Here is a 15,969-nt window from a genome sequence, read left to right on the forward strand (position 1 = left end):
CTAGCGGAGAAAAATTTCGCTAGGTTTTTTTTTCCATTTATATTAAAATTTAAATATTAAAAATTTTCTAAAATTAAAAATGAGGAGAATTATAAAATTTCAACTTTTTCTTTCATGGATGATTACTGGAGGCGATTGTAAATGTTCAAACCATATGATTGTTATAGCTTTTATGATGAAATGCTAGAGGGCAATAAACCTAAAAAACATTATATTCCTTTTTATGAGCAATTATTAAAGTTTACAGACGAAGAATTATTAACAAAGCATACATCTGCCCAATCTAGCTTCCTAAGACAGGGTATAACATTTACAGTTTACGGTGCGGACGGTGATACAGAAAGGACGATGCCTTTTGATTTTGTTCCTATCATTATACCTGAACAGGTATGGGGTAATATTGAAAAGGGAATGAAGCAAAGAGTCGAAGCGTTAAATTTGTTCTTACATGATGTATATCATGACCAACTGATATTAGAGGCAGGAGTAGTGCCAAAAAGTTTAATCGAAAATAATCCCTATCATTACAAAGAAGTAATTGGCGCTAATCTGCCATTACATAACCATATCTTTTTAGCAGGTATCGATTTGATAAGAGATGAAAGCGGAGAATATCGTGTGCTAGAGGATAATTTGAGGAATCCCTCTGGAATATCCTATGTCTATCAAAATCGATATGTAATGCGAAAAATGTACCCTGAATTTTTTAGAGATTATTCTATTGAAACATTAGAGGTACAATTACTTCAAATGCAGGAGGCTTTATTATCACACAGACCTGTAAACTTAGAACCAGGTAAGGATCCTCGTGCAGTGCTCTTGACAGCTGGAATCTATAATTCTGCATATTACGATCATGTTTTCCTAGCAAAAGAAATGAATATTCCACTTGTCGAAGGTCGAGATATGGTAGTTAAAAACAAAAAAGTATATTTAAAAACAATTCGTGGTCTAAAGCAAGTTGATATTATTTACAGAAGAATTGATGACGACTTTTTAGATCCCTTAACCTTTAGAGAAGATTCATTGCTTGGTGTACCAGGCATTATGGAGGCATATAAAGAAGGGAATGTAGCAATTTTAAATGCTGTTGGAAACGGAGTAGCTGATGATAAGGCAATTTATATGTATGTTCCTGAAATGATACGTTTTTACTTAAATGAAGAGCCTATTATAAAGAATGTTGACACTTATCTTTTAACAAATGAGGCAAGGAAAAATTGGGTGCTTGATAATCTGGACAAGCTAGTTATCAAAAATGTTGGTGCATCAGGTGGTTATGACATGCTAATCGGACCACATTCTACTGAAGAAGAACGTGAAATTTTCCGACAAAAAATTGAAGAAGCTCCTCACCAATATATAGCTCAACCAACTATAAAGCTTTCTAGAGCTCCTGCCTTTCAAGAGGGGAGATTCTACCCATGCCACGTTGATTTGCGAGTTTTTGTGATGAGAGGAAAAGAAACGCACGTTCTTCCAGGAGGTCTTTCTCGAGTTGCACTTAAAGAGGGCTCTCTTGTTGTGAATTCCTCACAAGGTGGAGGCGGTAAGGATACATGGGTTGTAAAGGAGGCAAAGGTACATGCTTAGTCGAGTAGCGGACTCTCTATACTGGATTGGTAGATATAGTGAACGTACAGAATCAAATGCTCATATTCTTTCTACTCAATTAGAGCATATGATTGAGCTTTCTACGGAAGATAAAAATTACGAAATTGAGTGGGAAACAATTATTAAGATTTGCGGATATCATAATGAATATTCAAGTAGGTATAATGGATATGACTTACAAAAAATGATTCAGTATCTATTATGTGATGTTGAAAATTACAATTCGATGAACTCCATGGTTGAAAGTATACGAATGAATGCTAGAAATACAAGAGATATCCTTCCGAATGAGTTGTGGGAGGAATGGAACGATTTGTACCTGTCGATTAAAAGTAAAGAACGCAAGGATTATTCGATTATAGCAACACAAGAGTTTCTGTATTCAATACGGAAAGCCTCTTTAACGGCTAGTGGTATCATAGATTCGTTGATGACACGCGACGAATGCTATTTATTTTTGAAGATTGGTAAATGGCTAGAGCGTGCCGAGAAGACGGCTATAATTCTTAATGAGCTATTAGAACAGGAAGGACAGCTTAAAGGTGATTTCACAGCAACCTTCTCCTTACAATTAACACATGCTCTTGAAGAATATACTAGACGATCTAGAGATCGTTCTAACCGCAAAGTTTTAAACTTTTTGATAGGTGATCTTAAAACTAGTCGTTCCATTGCTTTTTCAGTCCAGAAGATAAAAGAAGCTATTATAGAAGTAGAAAACGGGAAAACCGAAGTATACACTGCTGATATGTTTGAGGCACTGACCGAGCTTGAAAATAGTTTACAAATTGATACAACATTATTATCAACTGAACAGTGCAGGAAATGGGTTAAGGACATTAGAGAGCAATGTACGAGCTTTGGACCGATCTTTTCAAAAACGTATTACCTAACTCCTCCAATTTTAGTACCTTGAAAGGAAATTCCATTAAATATTAAAGTGAAATGCCAATAAAATTTGGAGGGAGGATAATATGAAATATCGCATTAAACATACTAGCACTTTTAAATATGATACACCAGTTGAACAATCATTAAATACGGTTCGTTTAAAGCCTAGAAATAATGAATGTCAACGCCTATTATCCTATCATCTTAAAATCTCCCCCAATTCAATGACAAAGGATTATATCGATATATGGAAAAATTCAACATCTAGTTTTTATATACCAGAAAAACATGAAGAGCTAAGCATCATTTCATCATCAATTGTAAGCGTTCAAAGATCACCTTATTTATATCAAATTGAATATTCTAAGGAAATGATGGAAATTTTCCATTCACCACTTTTTCAGGATCACTACCGTCCATATCTCACTACAACTAATTATACGAGGCTAGAAAAAAGACAACTTGAAGAAATTTTAAAAACTATTGGAGAGCCTATTAACCCTATTCGATTTTCTTGCGATCTTATGACCTACCTGTACATGAATTTGAATTATGATCAGATGGCAACTAATGTAAATACAACAGCTGCCGAGGCTTTTGCTATAAAGGCCGGCGTGTGTCAGGACTTTACCCATATTATGTTAGGAGTTTTAAGGCACTTTAATATACCTGCTCGTTATATAAGTGGTTATCTATATGTAGGTGAAGATGATAAATTAGTAGGGAATACAGCAACACACGCTTGGGTAGAGCTAATGTTACCTGGAATTGGATGGATTGGTCTTGATCCTACCAATAATGTTGAAGTACTCGATAATCATATTATTATGTGTGTCGGTAGAGATTATCAGGATGTTAGTCCAGTTGAGGGTGTATATCATGGTGGAGCCCATACTTTAAATGTGAAGGTGACTGTAAGGAAGTTAAATTAACAATAATTACTAGGTCAACAAAGTCTATTTTTCAGAATAATGAATGTTGACATGATATTGTTAGTATAGTAATATTCAAATAGTAAATTAAATATTAAAACCTCACGTTACTAGTGAGGTAGAGGCGCGATACTTAATAGTTTTTCATGGAGTTTAGAGCAAAACCATGATATGAAAAATGAGGAAATATCGCCGAAGTGTGAATGTAGGCTCTCTACTTCATGCTGGGTCTGCAGTGAATAATTGCAGGACTGTCTCAGATGGATATCCCAACCATCTGAGGTGAGCTATCTCAGTCGGGAACGTTAGAGGATTTGGGCTATATTTTTAGCGACCTAAGTTCATCTTAGGTCGCTTTTTGCATTATTTAGCTCGAAAAAGAGAGAAGGAGAGAGAGAAATGTCGAAAACACTTAAAATCTTAATGACTACATTGCTGGCAGTTGTATTACTAGCAGCTTGTGGTAAAGCTGATGAAGGGACTTCAACATCAACTTCAAATTCTAAAGAAAGCGATGTTTTTAAAGTAGGTTTAGAAGCTGGCTATGCACCGTTTAACTGGACTCAGAACGATGATTCAAATGGGGCGGTTAAAATTGAAGGCTCCCAGGAATATGCGGGTGGCTATGACGTAGAAATCGCTAAACGTGTAGCAGAAGCACTTGGTAAAGAATTAGTTATCGTTAAAACAGAATGGGATGGTTTACTACCAGCACTACAAACAGGTGTAATTGATGCAATTATTGCAGGGATGAGCCCAACTGATAAACGTAAAGAAGTAATTGATTTCTCAGATAATTATTATACAAGTCAATTTGTTATTGTAACAAAAGCAGGTGGAGCATTTGAAAATGCTAAAACTCTTGAAGATTTCGCAGGAGCAAAAATCACTTCACAGCTAAATACAACAAATTATGATGTAATTGATCAAATTCCGGATGTTAAAAAAGAAGTTGCAATGGAAAGCTTCTCACATATGCGTGTTGCTCTAGAATCAGGTGCAATTGATGGATATGTGGCTGAAAGACCAGAAGCAATCTCAGCTACAACAGCAAATCAAAATTTCAAATATGTAGAGTTAGAAAAAGGCTTTAAAACAGAAGAAGCAGATACAGCGATTGCAATCGGACTTGTAAAAGGCGATGAAAATATTGATTTAATCAATGAAACGTTAAATGCAATTTCTGAAGAAGAACGTCAACAAATTATGGATCAAGCAATTGAAAACCAACCTGCAGCACAATAGTTAAAGCGGTGAATACTGGTCACACTTTAGTGGCCAGTATCCATCTTTTAGCCAGACTTATTTTATCTTTAGAGTAAGTGTTTAGTAGAGTTAAAGGTTTTCTAAATTATTTAGGAGGATATTTATGAGTTTAGATATTATACTCTCAATATTAAAAGAGAATTGGCCAAGTTATTTACGTGGCGCATATATGACGTTATTAATTGCAGTTTTTAGTACAATTATTGGTGCTCTTATCGGATTATTTATCGGTGTAATGCACACGATTCCTCTTCGTAAGAAATCTATTAAATCTGTTATTTTAAAGATTTTTAATTTCATATTAACAGTTTATGTTGAAATCTTCCGTGGTACACCAATGATTGTACAAGCAATGGTCGTATACTATGGATTATATGCTTATGGAATAGAAATGGATCGTTTTGTTGCAGCGATCGTTGTTGTTGGGTTAAATACGGGTGCTTATATGGCTGAGTATGTGCGCGGTGGTATTGAATCGATTGATAAGGGACAATATGAGGCTGCGTCAGCTATTGGAATGGGACATTTCCAAACGATGATTCATGTCGTTTTACCTCAGGTATTCCGCAATATTCTACCGGCAACAGGGAACCAATTAATTATGAATATAAAAGACTCTGCCGTACTAAGTGTAATTAGTGTAACGGAATTATTCTTTACAACAAAATCGATTGCTGGTGCAAATTTCCGTTTTGCAGAATCCTTTATCATTACTGTTGTCATCTACTTAATCATGACTTTTGTTGCTTCTCGTCTATTACGTATTGTCGAAAAAAGAATGGATGGTCAAGATGCATATCAAGTTCAAGTTAAAAGGGAAGAGTAAATTTATTAATGGCATAAGGAGATCGTATGATGGAAAAAGTAATTGATATTAAACATCTAAATAAATCATTTGGCAGCCATGAAGTTTTAAAAGATGTAAACTTCACAGTAAAAAAAGGTGAGGTTGTTTGCTTAATTGGTTCTTCAGGCTCCGGAAAATCAACATTATTACGTTGCATTAATCTACTTGAAACACCAAGTGGCGGCGAAATTATTTATAAAGGCGAAAACATCTTAGACGACAAACACGATATTAAACAATATCGTACACATTTAGGGATGGTTTTCCAGCAGTTTAATTTATTTAACAACCACAATGTGTTGAAAAATTGTGTCGTTGGTCAGCAAAAGGTTCTAAAACGTTCAAAGGAAGAAGCAAAATCAAACGCATTAAAATATTTGCAAATCGTAGGTATGGATCAGTATGTGAATGCAAAGCCTCGCCAGCTTTCAGGTGGTCAAAAGCAACGTGTAGCTATCGCACGTGCGCTGGCTATGGATCCAGAGGTAATGCTATTCGATGAACCAACTTCCGCATTAGATCCTGAAATGGTAGGAGAAGTGCTAAAAGTAATGCGTCAGCTTGCTGATGAAGGACATACAATGTTAATCGTTACGCATGAAATGGAATTTGCTCGTGAAGTATCTGACCGTGTAGTATTTATGGATAAAGGGGTTATCGTAGAGGAAGGTTCACCTGATCAAGTGCTAGTTAACCCGACACAAGAAAGAACAAAAGAATTTTTAAAACGAACTATCAAGCAATAATAAAAAAGATAAATTTCTGAATTGACTCAGAAATTTATCTTTTTTATTGCATAATCAACATTTCACTAGATTCGTCTTCAAGAATAGAATCATCCTCATGATTATCAGTAAGCTTCGCGCTTATTTGTTTTCTAGAAATGGATACAATCGACGACACAATAAAAGCAGATAAGGCTGAATATAATAAACCAGACCAGCCAATTGAATATACCGTTGTAAGGAGGATGAAAATATCTAAAACAAATAGAGTTTTACCTGGGTCCCAATTGTACTTTTTTTGTAGAAAAACAGCTAATATACTCGTTCCACCAAGGGAAGAATTTTTGAGGAATAAATATGTCATACCGATTCCTGCAAATGCACTTCCTAAAACTACACCTATCCAAGCAGGAATGGAAATAGTAGGAATTAATCCTGTTAAAAAGGAAATACCAGTAAGCATACAAATTGATATAACGGTTGAAATTGTAAATTCTTTACCCAGTTTTTTATAAGCGAGAATCATAAATGGTATGTTTACTAAAAGATAGGTTATTGCAAAGCCTAAAGTTATCCAATAGTTAATGCTTAATGCTAAGCCTACTGTTCCGCCAGTAGCGACATTTGCGCTATGCAAGATATATATCCCCATATTAACAATGAGACATGCAATCATAAGGTGTACATACTTCAATGGAATGATCCTCCCTTCAATAGTTAACTAAGAATATTATTCTATGTAATTATTTAGCTATAATGGATTCTATAGTATTTTTTTAATGTGAGCAATCATCCCATTTAACGCGGTGAACTGTTAAAGCGTGATAAGTATAGAATATTTTAGTTTACGTCAAAATAAAAAAGCCGCATTCAGCAAGCTTTCATAATTTGTTTTCTATACGATTTAATATGATTTTCAAGGAGTTTTCTTTTGAGAGTGTCTTATTTACTCGAGAAATGGTATTATAGGTAGCTCCAGTAAATGCCTCGATGTGCTCATAGGTATGGCCATCTAAGAGCATTCTAGCGACATCAAGTCTTTGTGAAAAGGCTTTTAACTCGTTTAGGGTACACAAATCATCAAAAAACGCTTCACACTCATTTGTTGTCTCAAGTAACAAAACTACCTTCATTAACTGTTCAACCTTATAATCAGGAGAATCCTTCATATCTGAAACCTCCGAATTCTGTAGTAAATAATATTTAAATATTATTGGAATTAACTTCTCGAATTCCATTCAGATATGATTATAAATATAATAGCAAAAACAATTGCTATGATGAAAAACCACATTGGAGCTCCGCTAAAACCACCAAAGAACAATTTGATCACCTCTAATCTAATGTATCATTTATAACATTTTCCCACAATATAGATAGAAATCTTTCCACAAAAGAGTGGAAATGAGATACAATAGGGTCTAGAATAGAAGCAATATATAGAAGATTTAAAGTGAGGTTAAAAAGATGTTAAATTTAAAATGGAAAGATGCACCAACGATACGTAAAGTAAAATGCACACATACGAATGCTGAGAAATATTTAGTTTCTAATGTGTTAACAGTTGGCAAAGAATATGAAGTGAAAAATGAGACAGAAGAATTCATCTTTGTCATTGATAATACTGGTAATGTAGGCGGCTATTATAAAGACTATTTCGAATGATTAAAATGCAGCACCCTAGTTCCTCTCAGATGAGGAAGCTAGGGTGTTTTTGTATATAAAAAATAAAAACTATTTTTACAAAGTGGACACTATTCGATTTCTTTAATACTTGCTTCAACTGTGGCTTGTTGTTCATTACTTATAGCTTGCACCCGTAGAGTCTCTTCGATTAACTGAATTAGCTCCAATTGGGTTTGTTTAAATAAATCGACATCATTATTTGTGATGGCCTTCTGCTTATTTGTATCCTGAGCAGTAGTTTCAAGTATTTTAGCGTTTTTATGTAGCATCTGCTCAGAAGTTTCCATTAGGCGACGAGTTGTTATGTTTGCTCTTCTTTGATTATTCATATGAATAAGCATGGAAATTTGGGTTTGCCATAATGGAATGGTTGTCATAACGGAACTTTGAATTTTTTCTATAAGCATTTGATTGGTTTGCTGGATCATTCTGATTTGAGGTGCAGTTTGAACTGCTATCTCTCGTGAAATTTGTAAGTCATATTGACGTTTGTCTAACCAATCAATCGAAGCTTGTAAATCGTTTAATCGTTGTTTGTCTAACGGATTATTCGACAATTCATAAGCTTGTTCAATTTTAGGTAATTGATTTAAAATTAAATCCTTTTTCTTCATTTCTGCAGCTGCAATATACATATTTATATTATGATAATAATCTTCGTTCAATTGGTACAACTCATTTAACATCCGCACATCGCCAAGTAAGCCTTTTTGAGAATGCTCCAGCTGTATGCCTAAGCGATCGATTTGTTTACTTAATCGATTATACTGAGTGATGTGTTCCTGAATTGATGATTTTGAGCGGTTAAACAGCTTTTGTAGAAAACCTTTCTCTTTTTCAATTAAATCATCAGGGTTAATTTTATTTAAATGCTCTATGAGCTTATGCAAAATTTCACGTATAGGGGAAGTATCATTACGTTGAACTCGAATAAGCATATTGTGAGTAAAGTTTTTTAATGAATGCTGAATTTCAGATCCAAACTGTAAAACATTTTCGTATTGTGAAGCATCTAATTTACTGGCTAGTAGTAATGCATGTGATTGATTTTCTTCAGACAGAGAAGAGAATACCAATGTATCGGTCGAATAGTGATTGCTTGTACAAGAAAAAGAGCTCTCATTATTTGAAAACTCTTCAAATGGATGATTTGAGCTCTTATTATTGGTCATTATTTTCCACCTCGAAGATCGATTTGCTGCAGCTTTCTAGCATTTTGAAGCTTTACGAAATCTAATTCAATTCTTAAGTTTTCTAGGTCTGATTCAATCGCACTTTTTAAATCATTTTCCATTGTTATATGAAGCCCTTTTAATGTTTTACGCGTATCTTCAAGAGCTAAGTGAACCTCTGTATCTTTAACCTGAGTTTGGCTTAACATGGTATATGTTCCTGTTAATTGCACTGCAGATGGTAAATGCGAATAGAAGAAATCCTCTACCGAATAAAACTTTTGTGGATTTTTCTGTACAATGTTGACAATTCTTTTTGAAAGTTTCATCATCTCATTTAATAATTTAAAGGAACGAACTGAACGAACACGAATGTATTGTTGTGAAAGGGAGTTAATATGTCCCTTTGCTTGTTTTAACTGTGATTCAATATGATTAAATTCAGAGCGGGATAGACCGAGCTCTTTACTTCGCTTAGATTTTTGAAAAGCTTTTATCACTTTATTGCTTATTAAATAAACAGCAATAGATACAATCGGCACGAAAATAAAGCCAAGATCAAAGTGGACAACCGTTAAAATAAATACTGTAAAACTAATTAAAAAATTGAGTGCATGTCGTATGAAGAAATTTGCAGCCCCAAGCATATCCGTACCTCCTTTATTTCTATATCTTTATTACGAAAGTAGCTTACTAAAAGTTTCAATTGTTCTCAAATTTTTAATCTAAAATGTTAAAATGTTCTATTTTTTACTTTAAAGGAAATAGTTATAAAACCACAAGCTTATATTTATTAGTATAGCCTAATCAGATACCATTTTTTCTACAGGAAAATAAATGTAGTTTTAAATGCATTGTTATTGTCGTTTAAGGTCTTAAAATGGACAAATTTATAACTTTTCCATTAAAATGCTAATAGCAGAAGGAAAGGAACGAAAATTATAGTGTACCAAATAATTTATATGAAAGCAGATTATGAACCATGGTGGATGTTTGAGGGATGGCAATCGAATATTGTAACAACCTCAACTTTCCAGTCTGAGCATGAGTTCGATAAACATCTTCTGGAGACTTTAATGTCTTTTCGACAACAGTATGAGCATGAAGCTTCTAAAGAAAATAAGTATTATGCGTTTTGGACAGATAAAGAACGGGAATACTGTGAAGCATGTGAGGATGATATCCAAATTTATCATGGAATAATAATCGATAAATTGACTCAACATAATAACGAATAATCCTCAATTAACTGAAATAAGTGAAAATTAAAAAAAGACTTTGACAAATTGGGATAAGATGGTATAATTTAAATAACAATAAAATTGCATGACCGGGTACAAATTGATTCACATATTACAAAGAGTGATCGGTGTAAAGTCGGTACTCTTTGTAATATGTGAATTTTTTATTACGGTAAATCAATCACATATTGTTAATATTTTTATTTTTTGGAGGTTTTCTTAAATGAAACAAGGTACAGTAAAATGGTTTAACTCAGAAAAAGGTTTTGGATTCATCGAGGTTGAAGGGGAAAACGACGTATTCGTACACTTCTCAGCTATCCAAGGCGAAGGCTTCAAAACACTTGACGAAGGTCAAAAAGTGGAATTCGAGGTTGTTGATGGAAACCGCGGACCTCAAGCTGCTAACGTAACAAAAATTTAATTAGTATTAATTAAAACTATAAACGTTAACTAAGAGACATCCCTTTTGGGGGATGTCTCTTTTAATGCAAACTGATATTTTCTAATGTAGAAGTTACAATTATCTCTTCAGAGGAATCGTTTTCATTATTGCTTCTGTCTTAATATTTCCGTAGTCCTCTGCGAGATAATTTTTATTTTGTAAACCCATCACTTGATTCTTCTAAAACTAGTACATTGTTAAAGGTTTGGTAGGGAGTAGCAAACTCTACACCTGTCTCAACTATTATCTAATTTAAAAATATCGTTCCAGGTTTAATAGGTCCAGTTAAAAAGGTTTCAAGAGAAGGAAATCATCAAGGTTTTCAGCTTTAGGATAAACTGCATCTTCAGCTATTCGTATTTTTCCTAATTATAACCAACTTCTTTTAAAACATTTTCATTATCAAAATATTTAACCATCGAATACATAACATTTTCCTTTGCCAAATGGTGCAGAATATATCGCTGCTGAACCGCTTAACCAGTTTCCATATTTCGGATTATTAGTGAAATTAATTTACTACCGTTCCATCATTGTGGAGGTGGAGGGCAATCCTTTTTTATTTATATTTTTTTATATTCCACGTATACACACTCCAGTCAATATACTAATTAATATAATATATTAGTATATCGAAGGAGGTGAGATAATGTCAGGTTACGAAAATGGAAATAACTCTAGTTCATTTGTATTGCTTGTTGTTCTCTTCATTTTGTTAATTATTGTTGGTGCTTCGGTATGGTCGTAGTAATAATATTATATTCCACTGCCACTCAAACGTTGTTGTTAAGTGGAATGAACACCGCCTTCTCAATATGAAGGCGGTCTTTTTTTTATCTATTCATCTAAAAACAGTGTAAATATATGACATATAATTCAAGATATTTATGTAATTTAACAACTTATTATGAATAGCAAAGATTCCATCTATCTAGAGACTGGTTATTCCACAATCGTGCCAACTGTTGAATAAAACTCCAAATATAATGGATAAATATATTAAAATACTGGTAGTATTTTGAGTAAATGCATTGAATAATTTAATTTGAATATTCATTTTTAATTGGAGGGATTGTAGTGATTAGAAAGGTGTAAGCGTCAAGTAGAATTGGACACATTTTGCTAATTAATTTTGAACAATTTCGTTGATTCTTCTCCCACTCCTTTGTAGAAGTAGGAGAAAGAATTATTAAAATGGCATCTTGCCAAGTTCTAGTTCTAATTCATGCTTTTCATCTTGAAGTTTGGATACTTTCGCCTTTAAAGAGGCAATTTCCTCAAGTAATCTATCGATCTTCGTTTCATTATTGATTCCTCTTTCATATGGTGAACCAATCCACAAAGTGTCGTATATGAAATCTTCGATATCATGCTCAATAATCTTGTAAAGATTGCCATCCTGGATATTTTTTATAGAGCCATCCGATAACCAGCTCTCAACTTTTTGATGGTCACAAGATTAAACCTAATTCTAATATGATTTCTCTTACTTCATTTATATTTAAAATCTTCATTTAAATGAAATCTCCTTATACCCATTTGCTAATGTTAAAACATACCTTGACGATGCTTCATTCGATAGCTATCATCATTCATCTGTACAACTTCTACTCTGTGTAAAATGCGATCTAAAATAGCTGTAGTTATACCTTCATCTCCCAATAATTCGCCCCATTGATCAGGACTCTTGTTAGAAGTCAAAATAATTGAGCTACGCTCATAAAGATGATTTATCAGATGAAAGAATAGATTTGCTTCACGTGAATCCATTGCCATGTACATTAAGTCATCAATAATTACTAAATCAGAAGATTCAATTCGGTTTAATTGCACCTGTGATTTCCGTGTAAATTCTCTGGTTTTTAAAAGATTGATTAATTCACCCATAGTCACAAACATGACGTTAAATCCTTTTTGAATTGCTTCAATTCCTAATCCTATGGCCAAATGGGTTTTACCAACACCAGGCGGTCCTAATAGAATTAAGTTATATTGTTGCTCTAGCCAATTTAGCTCTTTTAGTTGGTTTAATTGCCTTTCGTTTAAAGAGGTTTGATCAGATAAATCAAATAGTTCCAGCGTTTTCATATAAGGAAACTTCGCCCAACGCATTCGTTTTTCAATACTCTTTTCTTCACGTTTAGTTAATTCGAATTCAACGATTTCTTTAATAAATTCCCGATAAGTCCATGTGGACTGTTCCGCTTTTCTTAATATATTAGGCAGCTCAGTGGCTGTTTCTGTTAATCTTAGTTGTTTAAAATAGTTTTGTAGATTTTCTAAGCCATCATTCATGAGATGACACCCCCTAAAATATCTGTGTATGTGCTGATAGAACGTGTTTCTACTTTGATATTCCTTGTTTTTAACCTACTCGATTCGAGAGGTGGAACTGGTAGTTCTTTGCTTTGAATCTTGCTTATATACTTTGCAATATCATGAAAATCATTGGCACTTGTGAAATGCTCGTCAACACATTTTATTAGGGTTTCATCGATATAATCTGGATAATCATTGGTTGTTTTATGGATGATGGCCAGCTGGTCCCTTTTATATCGAGGATACTCAGCTAGGACCTGATTAATATATGTAGTCGCTAGTTCAGTATTATTAAACTGGCGAATCACTGTTTCTTTATAGGCTTGGATACCTTTTGAACGATCACGTTCATGATTTCGATTTTTGACTAATTTTCCTTTGGCTAATTCAAGACGATGCTTCGCTAGAACTTCACCATCAGGACTTCGTTTAATCACCAGTTGCTGCTGATTGCTTTCATCTACAGCCATTTCAATTGAAACAAGGTTTAGACCTCTTGGTCTATATGTTCCCAGTGGGACAGAGTAACGATTAGATTTATAGTGTATGGTGTTGTCCTTATTAACGGTTCTTGTTATACTAATTGTATTGTTACTCTCTATTGAGAGTGGGTTAGAGACTGGCTTTAAGTGTTGCTTTTCGAGGAGAAACACTTCTGTCGGTCTCTTTTTTGTACCGTTATGTACTTTGTAATTACCCGTACGTTTCAGCCACTCTATACATCGTTCATTCCAATTATCTATAGTAGTGAAAATACGGCTATCTGCGAAATTTCCTTTCACATACTTCACTACATTTTCAATTTTACCTTTCGATTCTGGATCTGCTTTACGACATAAATATATTCTGAACTTACGTTGTTGTTTATAGGATTGAAATTCACCTGTTAAAATAATATCCCCGGCATTTTCACTGACTGTTATTAAATGATCTTGGTCGTAGACAATCTCTTCTGGCATCCCTCCAAAATACTGAAAAGCATTTTCGTGGCTTCTTATCGTATCGCGTGTTGTAAATGGTCGATCTTGCCATTCTACATATTTGTACCGAGAGTGCGATAATACAAAACAAATACAGTACAGTTTCACTTCAGTATTTTCTTTCGTTTTTTGACGAGTTTCTCCCCAGTCAACTTGCATTTGTTTTCCCATTGGCTGTTCGATTATGGCCTCATATTGCCTAACTTTTTTGGTTTTCTCAATTTGATATTCTTCTCGTAACTCACTGACATACATGCGCATCGTACTTTCTCCAACAACCAATTTAGGATGACGTTCTAGTAACCAATCATGCAGTTGTGCAGCACTTAAATGAGGATGTTCTTTGAGCCAAGCGACTAACCAATCTTTATAAGGGTCTAATTTTTTCTTTCTGGATTTTAATGTATTCGCCCACTCATAAGCCTGTTCAGGCGACATTTCCAAATAGCTATAAACCGTCGTTCGAGATATTTTAAGCTGTTCTGCAATCTGTGTTACAGTAAATCTTTGTTCTTTCATTTGTTGGATTGCTAAATATAACATCAATTTCTTTTTCACCTTTCATCATGCCCCCGATTACCAATCTACTACCAATTTAGTATAAAGGATAAGGGTTATTTTTGGCGAAAGTGTTCAATCTTATTTAGCGATATCTGTCCATTTTATTTTAGCGTTTACAAAAGGCTTCTAAAGCAGATGTTAGTCAATTAGCAGTTTTAATGGGAGAATTAGGGTATCCAACAACTACTGAAGAAATGGAACATCGCTTTTCAAAGATAAATTCTAATTCTATGTATAACACGCTAGTGGCTGAAGAAAGTGGTGTTATTGTTGGTATGATTGGTATGATATTAGGTTTTCTTTATGAAAAAAATGATAACTATGTACGAGTTGTTGCCTTAGTAGTTGATTCGAATTCTAGAAAACAAGGAATTGGTGAAAAACTTATTGAAAAAGCAGAAGAATGGGCTAAGGAACATGGAGCTAATGGAATAGTGTTAAACAGTGGAAATCGAAGTGAAAGAAAAGATGCTCATCAATTTTATCTAAAACGAGGGTTTCAAGGAAAATCAACAGGCTTTGTCAAAACATTAACCTAAATGCTCGTTATAATGTAACCGGTGAGTTATCAAATTTATTGAAACAAAATTATATGAATTTGCTGAGTACCTGAATATTAAATGCAGTTATAGGGCTATTTAATTGAATAAGACTACAAAGAATTTTTTGATAAAAGGCTTATGGATTAGGTGAGTGAATCGTACCACAAGTAGTGGTACAACAGTAAGTTGAGGTTGTGCTTGATAAAGTTCTAAAAAAATCACTTTAAAGAAGTGTACATGAATATAAAATTTATCTGTTGGAAAGAAAAACAAAAAAGAATTACCAATTTTATTTAAATGGTAATTCTTTTTTATAATCTTATTTATTCTTTTTATCTCTTTCTTGCATTTTTCTAATATTATCTGAGTGGTAAGGGGAATTATTAACTTCATTAACCACACTAAATGGGTTACCGTCCAAGTCAAAGAAATCAAAAAATTTCATTCCACCAAAATCATCTATTTCGGTAGTAACTATGCCATTTTGTTTAAATTGTTGATGGGCATTTCCAATATCATCAACGACAAAATTAAAATAGGAATTCTTCTGGTCCCCCTTGATAATAAACTCAGTAGGTTGAGGGGATTCAACTTTTACCAAGGCTAATTGGGCTGTTCCAGTTGGTAAATAAAAGCCGGCACCATCTCCCCAACTATCGATTATCTTTACACCAAGAAACTTTACATACCAATCTGTAGATTTTTCAATGTCTGTAACCGGAATAAAAATACTACCTACTTTAAACAT

The 15,969-nt window shown here is 33.8% G+C and carries 19 protein-coding genes and 1 riboswitch; of the genes, 11 read left to right on the forward strand and 8 right to left on the reverse strand.

Annotation, left to right across the window (positions count from 1 at the left end; translation table 11 throughout):
• Positions 1-141 precede the first annotated feature (141 nt).
• The 6 genes from LG296_RS09220 to LG296_RS09245 all read left to right on the forward strand — a co-directional run bounded on the left by LG296_RS09220 (position 142) and on the right by LG296_RS09245 (position 6,296).
• On the forward strand, positions 142-1,593 hold the full coding sequence (locus LG296_RS09220) for a circularly permuted type 2 ATP-grasp protein (protein WP_107936154.1): 1,452 nt from the start codon (positions 142-144) through the stop codon (positions 1,591-1,593).
• Complete coding sequence (locus LG296_RS09225; RefSeq protein WP_107936157.1) at positions 1,586-2,530, forward strand: alpha-E domain-containing protein; 945 nt, start codon at positions 1,586-1,588, stop codon at positions 2,528-2,530. Before LG296_RS09220 ends, LG296_RS09225 begins: the two co-directional genes overlap by 8 nt.
• A 58-nt stretch (positions 2,531-2,588) precedes the next feature.
• The gene (locus LG296_RS09230) at positions 2,589-3,437 is read left to right on the forward strand and encodes a transglutaminase family protein (protein ID WP_107936159.1); all 849 of its coding nucleotides are present in this window, start codon (positions 2,589-2,591) and stop codon (positions 3,435-3,437) included.
• Positions 3,438-3,548: 111 nt separating this feature from the next.
• Positions 3,549-3,735, forward strand: a riboswitch (Lysine riboswitch).
• A gap of 101 nt (positions 3,736-3,836) precedes the next feature.
• Complete coding sequence (locus LG296_RS09235) at positions 3,837-4,682, forward strand: transporter substrate-binding domain-containing protein (RefSeq protein ID WP_107936161.1); 846 nt, start codon at positions 3,837-3,839, stop codon at positions 4,680-4,682.
• Between the two features lie 124 nt (positions 4,683-4,806).
• Entirely contained in the window at positions 4,807-5,529 is a 723-nt protein-coding gene (locus LG296_RS09240; RefSeq protein WP_107936163.1) for an amino acid ABC transporter permease, read from the forward strand.
• A gap of 29 nt (positions 5,530-5,558) precedes the next feature.
• Complete coding sequence (locus LG296_RS09245) at positions 5,559-6,296, forward strand: amino acid ABC transporter ATP-binding protein (protein ID WP_107936165.1); 738 nt, start codon at positions 5,559-5,561, stop codon at positions 6,294-6,296.
• A gap of 43 nt (positions 6,297-6,339) precedes the next feature.
• Here LG296_RS09245 and LG296_RS09250 read toward each other — a convergent pair whose 3' ends face one another.
• A complete protein-coding gene (locus LG296_RS09250) occupies positions 6,340-6,969 on the reverse strand; it encodes a YitT family protein (RefSeq protein WP_107936167.1) in 630 nt (209 codons plus the stop codon).
• 187 nt (positions 6,970-7,156) lie between these two features.
• Positions 7,157-7,444 carry a YerC/YecD family TrpR-related protein gene (locus tag LG296_RS09255; RefSeq protein WP_107936169.1) on the reverse strand — a complete coding sequence of 96 codons (288 nt, stop codon included), beginning with the start codon at positions 7,442-7,444 and terminating at the stop codon, positions 7,157-7,159.
• Between the two features lie 298 nt (positions 7,445-7,742).
• Here LG296_RS09255 and LG296_RS09260 point away from each other — a divergent pair, with 298 nt between their 5' ends.
• The gene (locus tag LG296_RS09260) at positions 7,743-7,940 is read left to right on the forward strand and encodes a DUF6501 family protein (protein ID WP_107936171.1); all 198 of its coding nucleotides are present in this window, start codon (positions 7,743-7,745) and stop codon (positions 7,938-7,940) included.
• 89 nt (positions 7,941-8,029) lie between these two features.
• On the opposite strand, the gene LG296_RS09265 is transcribed toward LG296_RS09260, so the two are convergent.
• Positions 8,030-9,133: a toxic anion resistance protein gene (locus tag LG296_RS09265; protein WP_107936173.1), complete on the reverse strand. Its 1,104-nt coding sequence runs from the start codon at positions 9,131-9,133 to the stop codon at positions 8,030-8,032.
• Positions 9,133-9,780 carry a 5-bromo-4-chloroindolyl phosphate hydrolysis family protein gene (locus LG296_RS09270; RefSeq protein WP_107936175.1) on the reverse strand — a complete coding sequence of 216 codons (648 nt, stop codon included), beginning with the start codon at positions 9,778-9,780 and terminating at the stop codon, positions 9,133-9,135. Before LG296_RS09270 ends, LG296_RS09265 begins: the two co-directional genes overlap by 1 nt.
• Positions 9,781-10,077: 297 nt before the next feature.
• On the opposite strand from LG296_RS09270, the gene LG296_RS09275 reads away from it, so the two are divergent.
• The 3 genes from LG296_RS09275 to LG296_RS09285 all read left to right on the forward strand — a co-directional run bounded on the left by LG296_RS09275 (position 10,078) and on the right by LG296_RS09285 (position 11,567).
• Positions 10,078-10,371: a DUF1033 family protein gene (locus LG296_RS09275; RefSeq protein WP_107936177.1), complete on the forward strand. Its 294-nt coding sequence runs from the start codon at positions 10,078-10,080 to the stop codon at positions 10,369-10,371.
• Between the two features lie 226 nt (positions 10,372-10,597).
• Positions 10,598-10,798, forward strand: coding sequence for a cold-shock protein (locus tag LG296_RS09280; RefSeq protein WP_107936179.1), 201 nt, complete (start codon positions 10,598-10,600; stop codon positions 10,796-10,798).
• 670 nt (positions 10,799-11,468) lie between these two features.
• Positions 11,469-11,567, forward strand: coding sequence for a YjcZ family sporulation protein (locus LG296_RS09285; RefSeq protein WP_107936181.1), 99 nt, complete (start codon positions 11,469-11,471; stop codon positions 11,565-11,567).
• Between the two features lie 441 nt (positions 11,568-12,008).
• On the opposite strand, the gene LG296_RS09290 is transcribed toward LG296_RS09285, so the two are convergent.
• The 3 genes from LG296_RS09290 to istA form a co-directional block, all read right to left on the reverse strand.
• The gene (locus LG296_RS09290) at positions 12,009-12,161 is read right to left on the reverse strand and encodes a hypothetical protein (RefSeq protein ID WP_181418125.1); all 153 of its coding nucleotides are present in this window, start codon (positions 12,159-12,161) and stop codon (positions 12,009-12,011) included.
• A gap of 206 nt (positions 12,162-12,367) precedes the next feature.
• Positions 12,368-13,114, reverse strand: coding sequence for an IS21-like element helper ATPase IstB (istB, locus tag LG296_RS09295; RefSeq protein WP_107937907.1), 747 nt, complete (start codon positions 13,112-13,114; stop codon positions 12,368-12,370).
• On the reverse strand, positions 13,111-14,661 hold the full coding sequence (gene istA, locus LG296_RS09300; protein WP_181418126.1) for an IS21 family transposase: 1,551 nt from the start codon (positions 14,659-14,661) through the stop codon (positions 13,111-13,113). Before istA ends, istB begins: the two co-directional genes overlap by 4 nt.
• Before the next feature lie 176 nt (positions 14,662-14,837).
• On the opposite strand from istA, the gene LG296_RS09305 reads away from it, so the two are divergent.
• Complete coding sequence (locus tag LG296_RS09305; protein ID WP_107937921.1) at positions 14,838-15,218, forward strand: GNAT family N-acetyltransferase; 381 nt, start codon at positions 14,838-14,840, stop codon at positions 15,216-15,218.
• Between the two features lie 322 nt (positions 15,219-15,540).
• Here the strand turns inward: LG296_RS09305 and LG296_RS09310 are convergent, their stop codons facing one another.
• Complete coding sequence (locus tag LG296_RS09310) at positions 15,541-15,969, reverse strand: VOC family protein (protein WP_107937920.1); 429 nt, start codon at positions 15,967-15,969, stop codon at positions 15,541-15,543.

Origin of the sequence: Ureibacillus chungkukjangi, assembly GCF_044795995.1 — a bacterium.
GTDB classification, from domain to species: domain Bacteria; phylum Bacillota; class Bacilli; order Bacillales_A; family Planococcaceae; genus Ureibacillus; species Ureibacillus chungkukjangi.

Bases quoted from the DNA above. Each gene is read 5' to 3' on its own strand.
- LG296_RS09220 (WP_107936154.1), top strand. From the start codon at position 142: ATGTTCAAACCATATGATTGTTATAGCTTTTATGATGAAATGCTAGAG.
- LG296_RS09225 (WP_107936157.1), top strand. From the start codon at position 1,586: ATGCTTAGTCGAGTAGCGGACTCTCTATACTGGATTGGTAGATATAGT.
- LG296_RS09230 (WP_107936159.1), top strand. From the start codon at position 2,589: ATGAAATATCGCATTAAACATACTAGCACTTTTAAATATGATACACCA.
- LG296_RS09235 (WP_107936161.1), top strand. From the start codon at position 3,837: ATGTCGAAAACACTTAAAATCTTAATGACTACATTGCTGGCAGTTGTA.
- LG296_RS09240 (WP_107936163.1), top strand. From the start codon at position 4,807: ATGAGTTTAGATATTATACTCTCAATATTAAAAGAGAATTGGCCAAGT.
- LG296_RS09245 (WP_107936165.1), top strand. From the start codon at position 5,559: ATGGAAAAAGTAATTGATATTAAACATCTAAATAAATCATTTGGCAGC.
- LG296_RS09255 (WP_107936169.1), bottom strand. From the start codon at position 7,444: ATGAAGGATTCTCCTGATTATAAGGTTGAACAGTTAATGAAGGTAGTT.
- LG296_RS09260 (WP_107936171.1), top strand. From the start codon at position 7,743: ATGTTAAATTTAAAATGGAAAGATGCACCAACGATACGTAAAGTAAAA.
- LG296_RS09265 (WP_107936173.1), bottom strand. From the start codon at position 9,133: ATGACCAATAATAAGAGCTCAAATCATCCATTTGAAGAGTTTTCAAAT.
- LG296_RS09270 (WP_107936175.1), bottom strand. From the start codon at position 9,780: ATGCTTGGGGCTGCAAATTTCTTCATACGACATGCACTCAATTTTTTA.
- LG296_RS09280 (WP_107936179.1), top strand. From the start codon at position 10,598: ATGAAACAAGGTACAGTAAAATGGTTTAACTCAGAAAAAGGTTTTGGA.
- LG296_RS09285 (WP_107936181.1), top strand. From the start codon at position 11,469: ATGTCAGGTTACGAAAATGGAAATAACTCTAGTTCATTTGTATTGCTT.
- istB (WP_107937907.1), bottom strand. From the start codon at position 13,114: ATGAATGATGGCTTAGAAAATCTACAAAACTATTTTAAACAACTAAGA.
- istA (WP_181418126.1), bottom strand. From the start codon at position 14,661: ATGTTATATTTAGCAATCCAACAAATGAAAGAACAAAGATTTACTGTA.
- LG296_RS09305 (WP_107937921.1), top strand. From the start codon at position 14,838: ATGGGAGAATTAGGGTATCCAACAACTACTGAAGAAATGGAACATCGC.
- LG296_RS09310 (WP_107937920.1), bottom strand. From the start codon at position 15,969: ATGTTTAAAGTAGGTAGTATTTTTATTCCGGTTACAGACATTGAAAAA.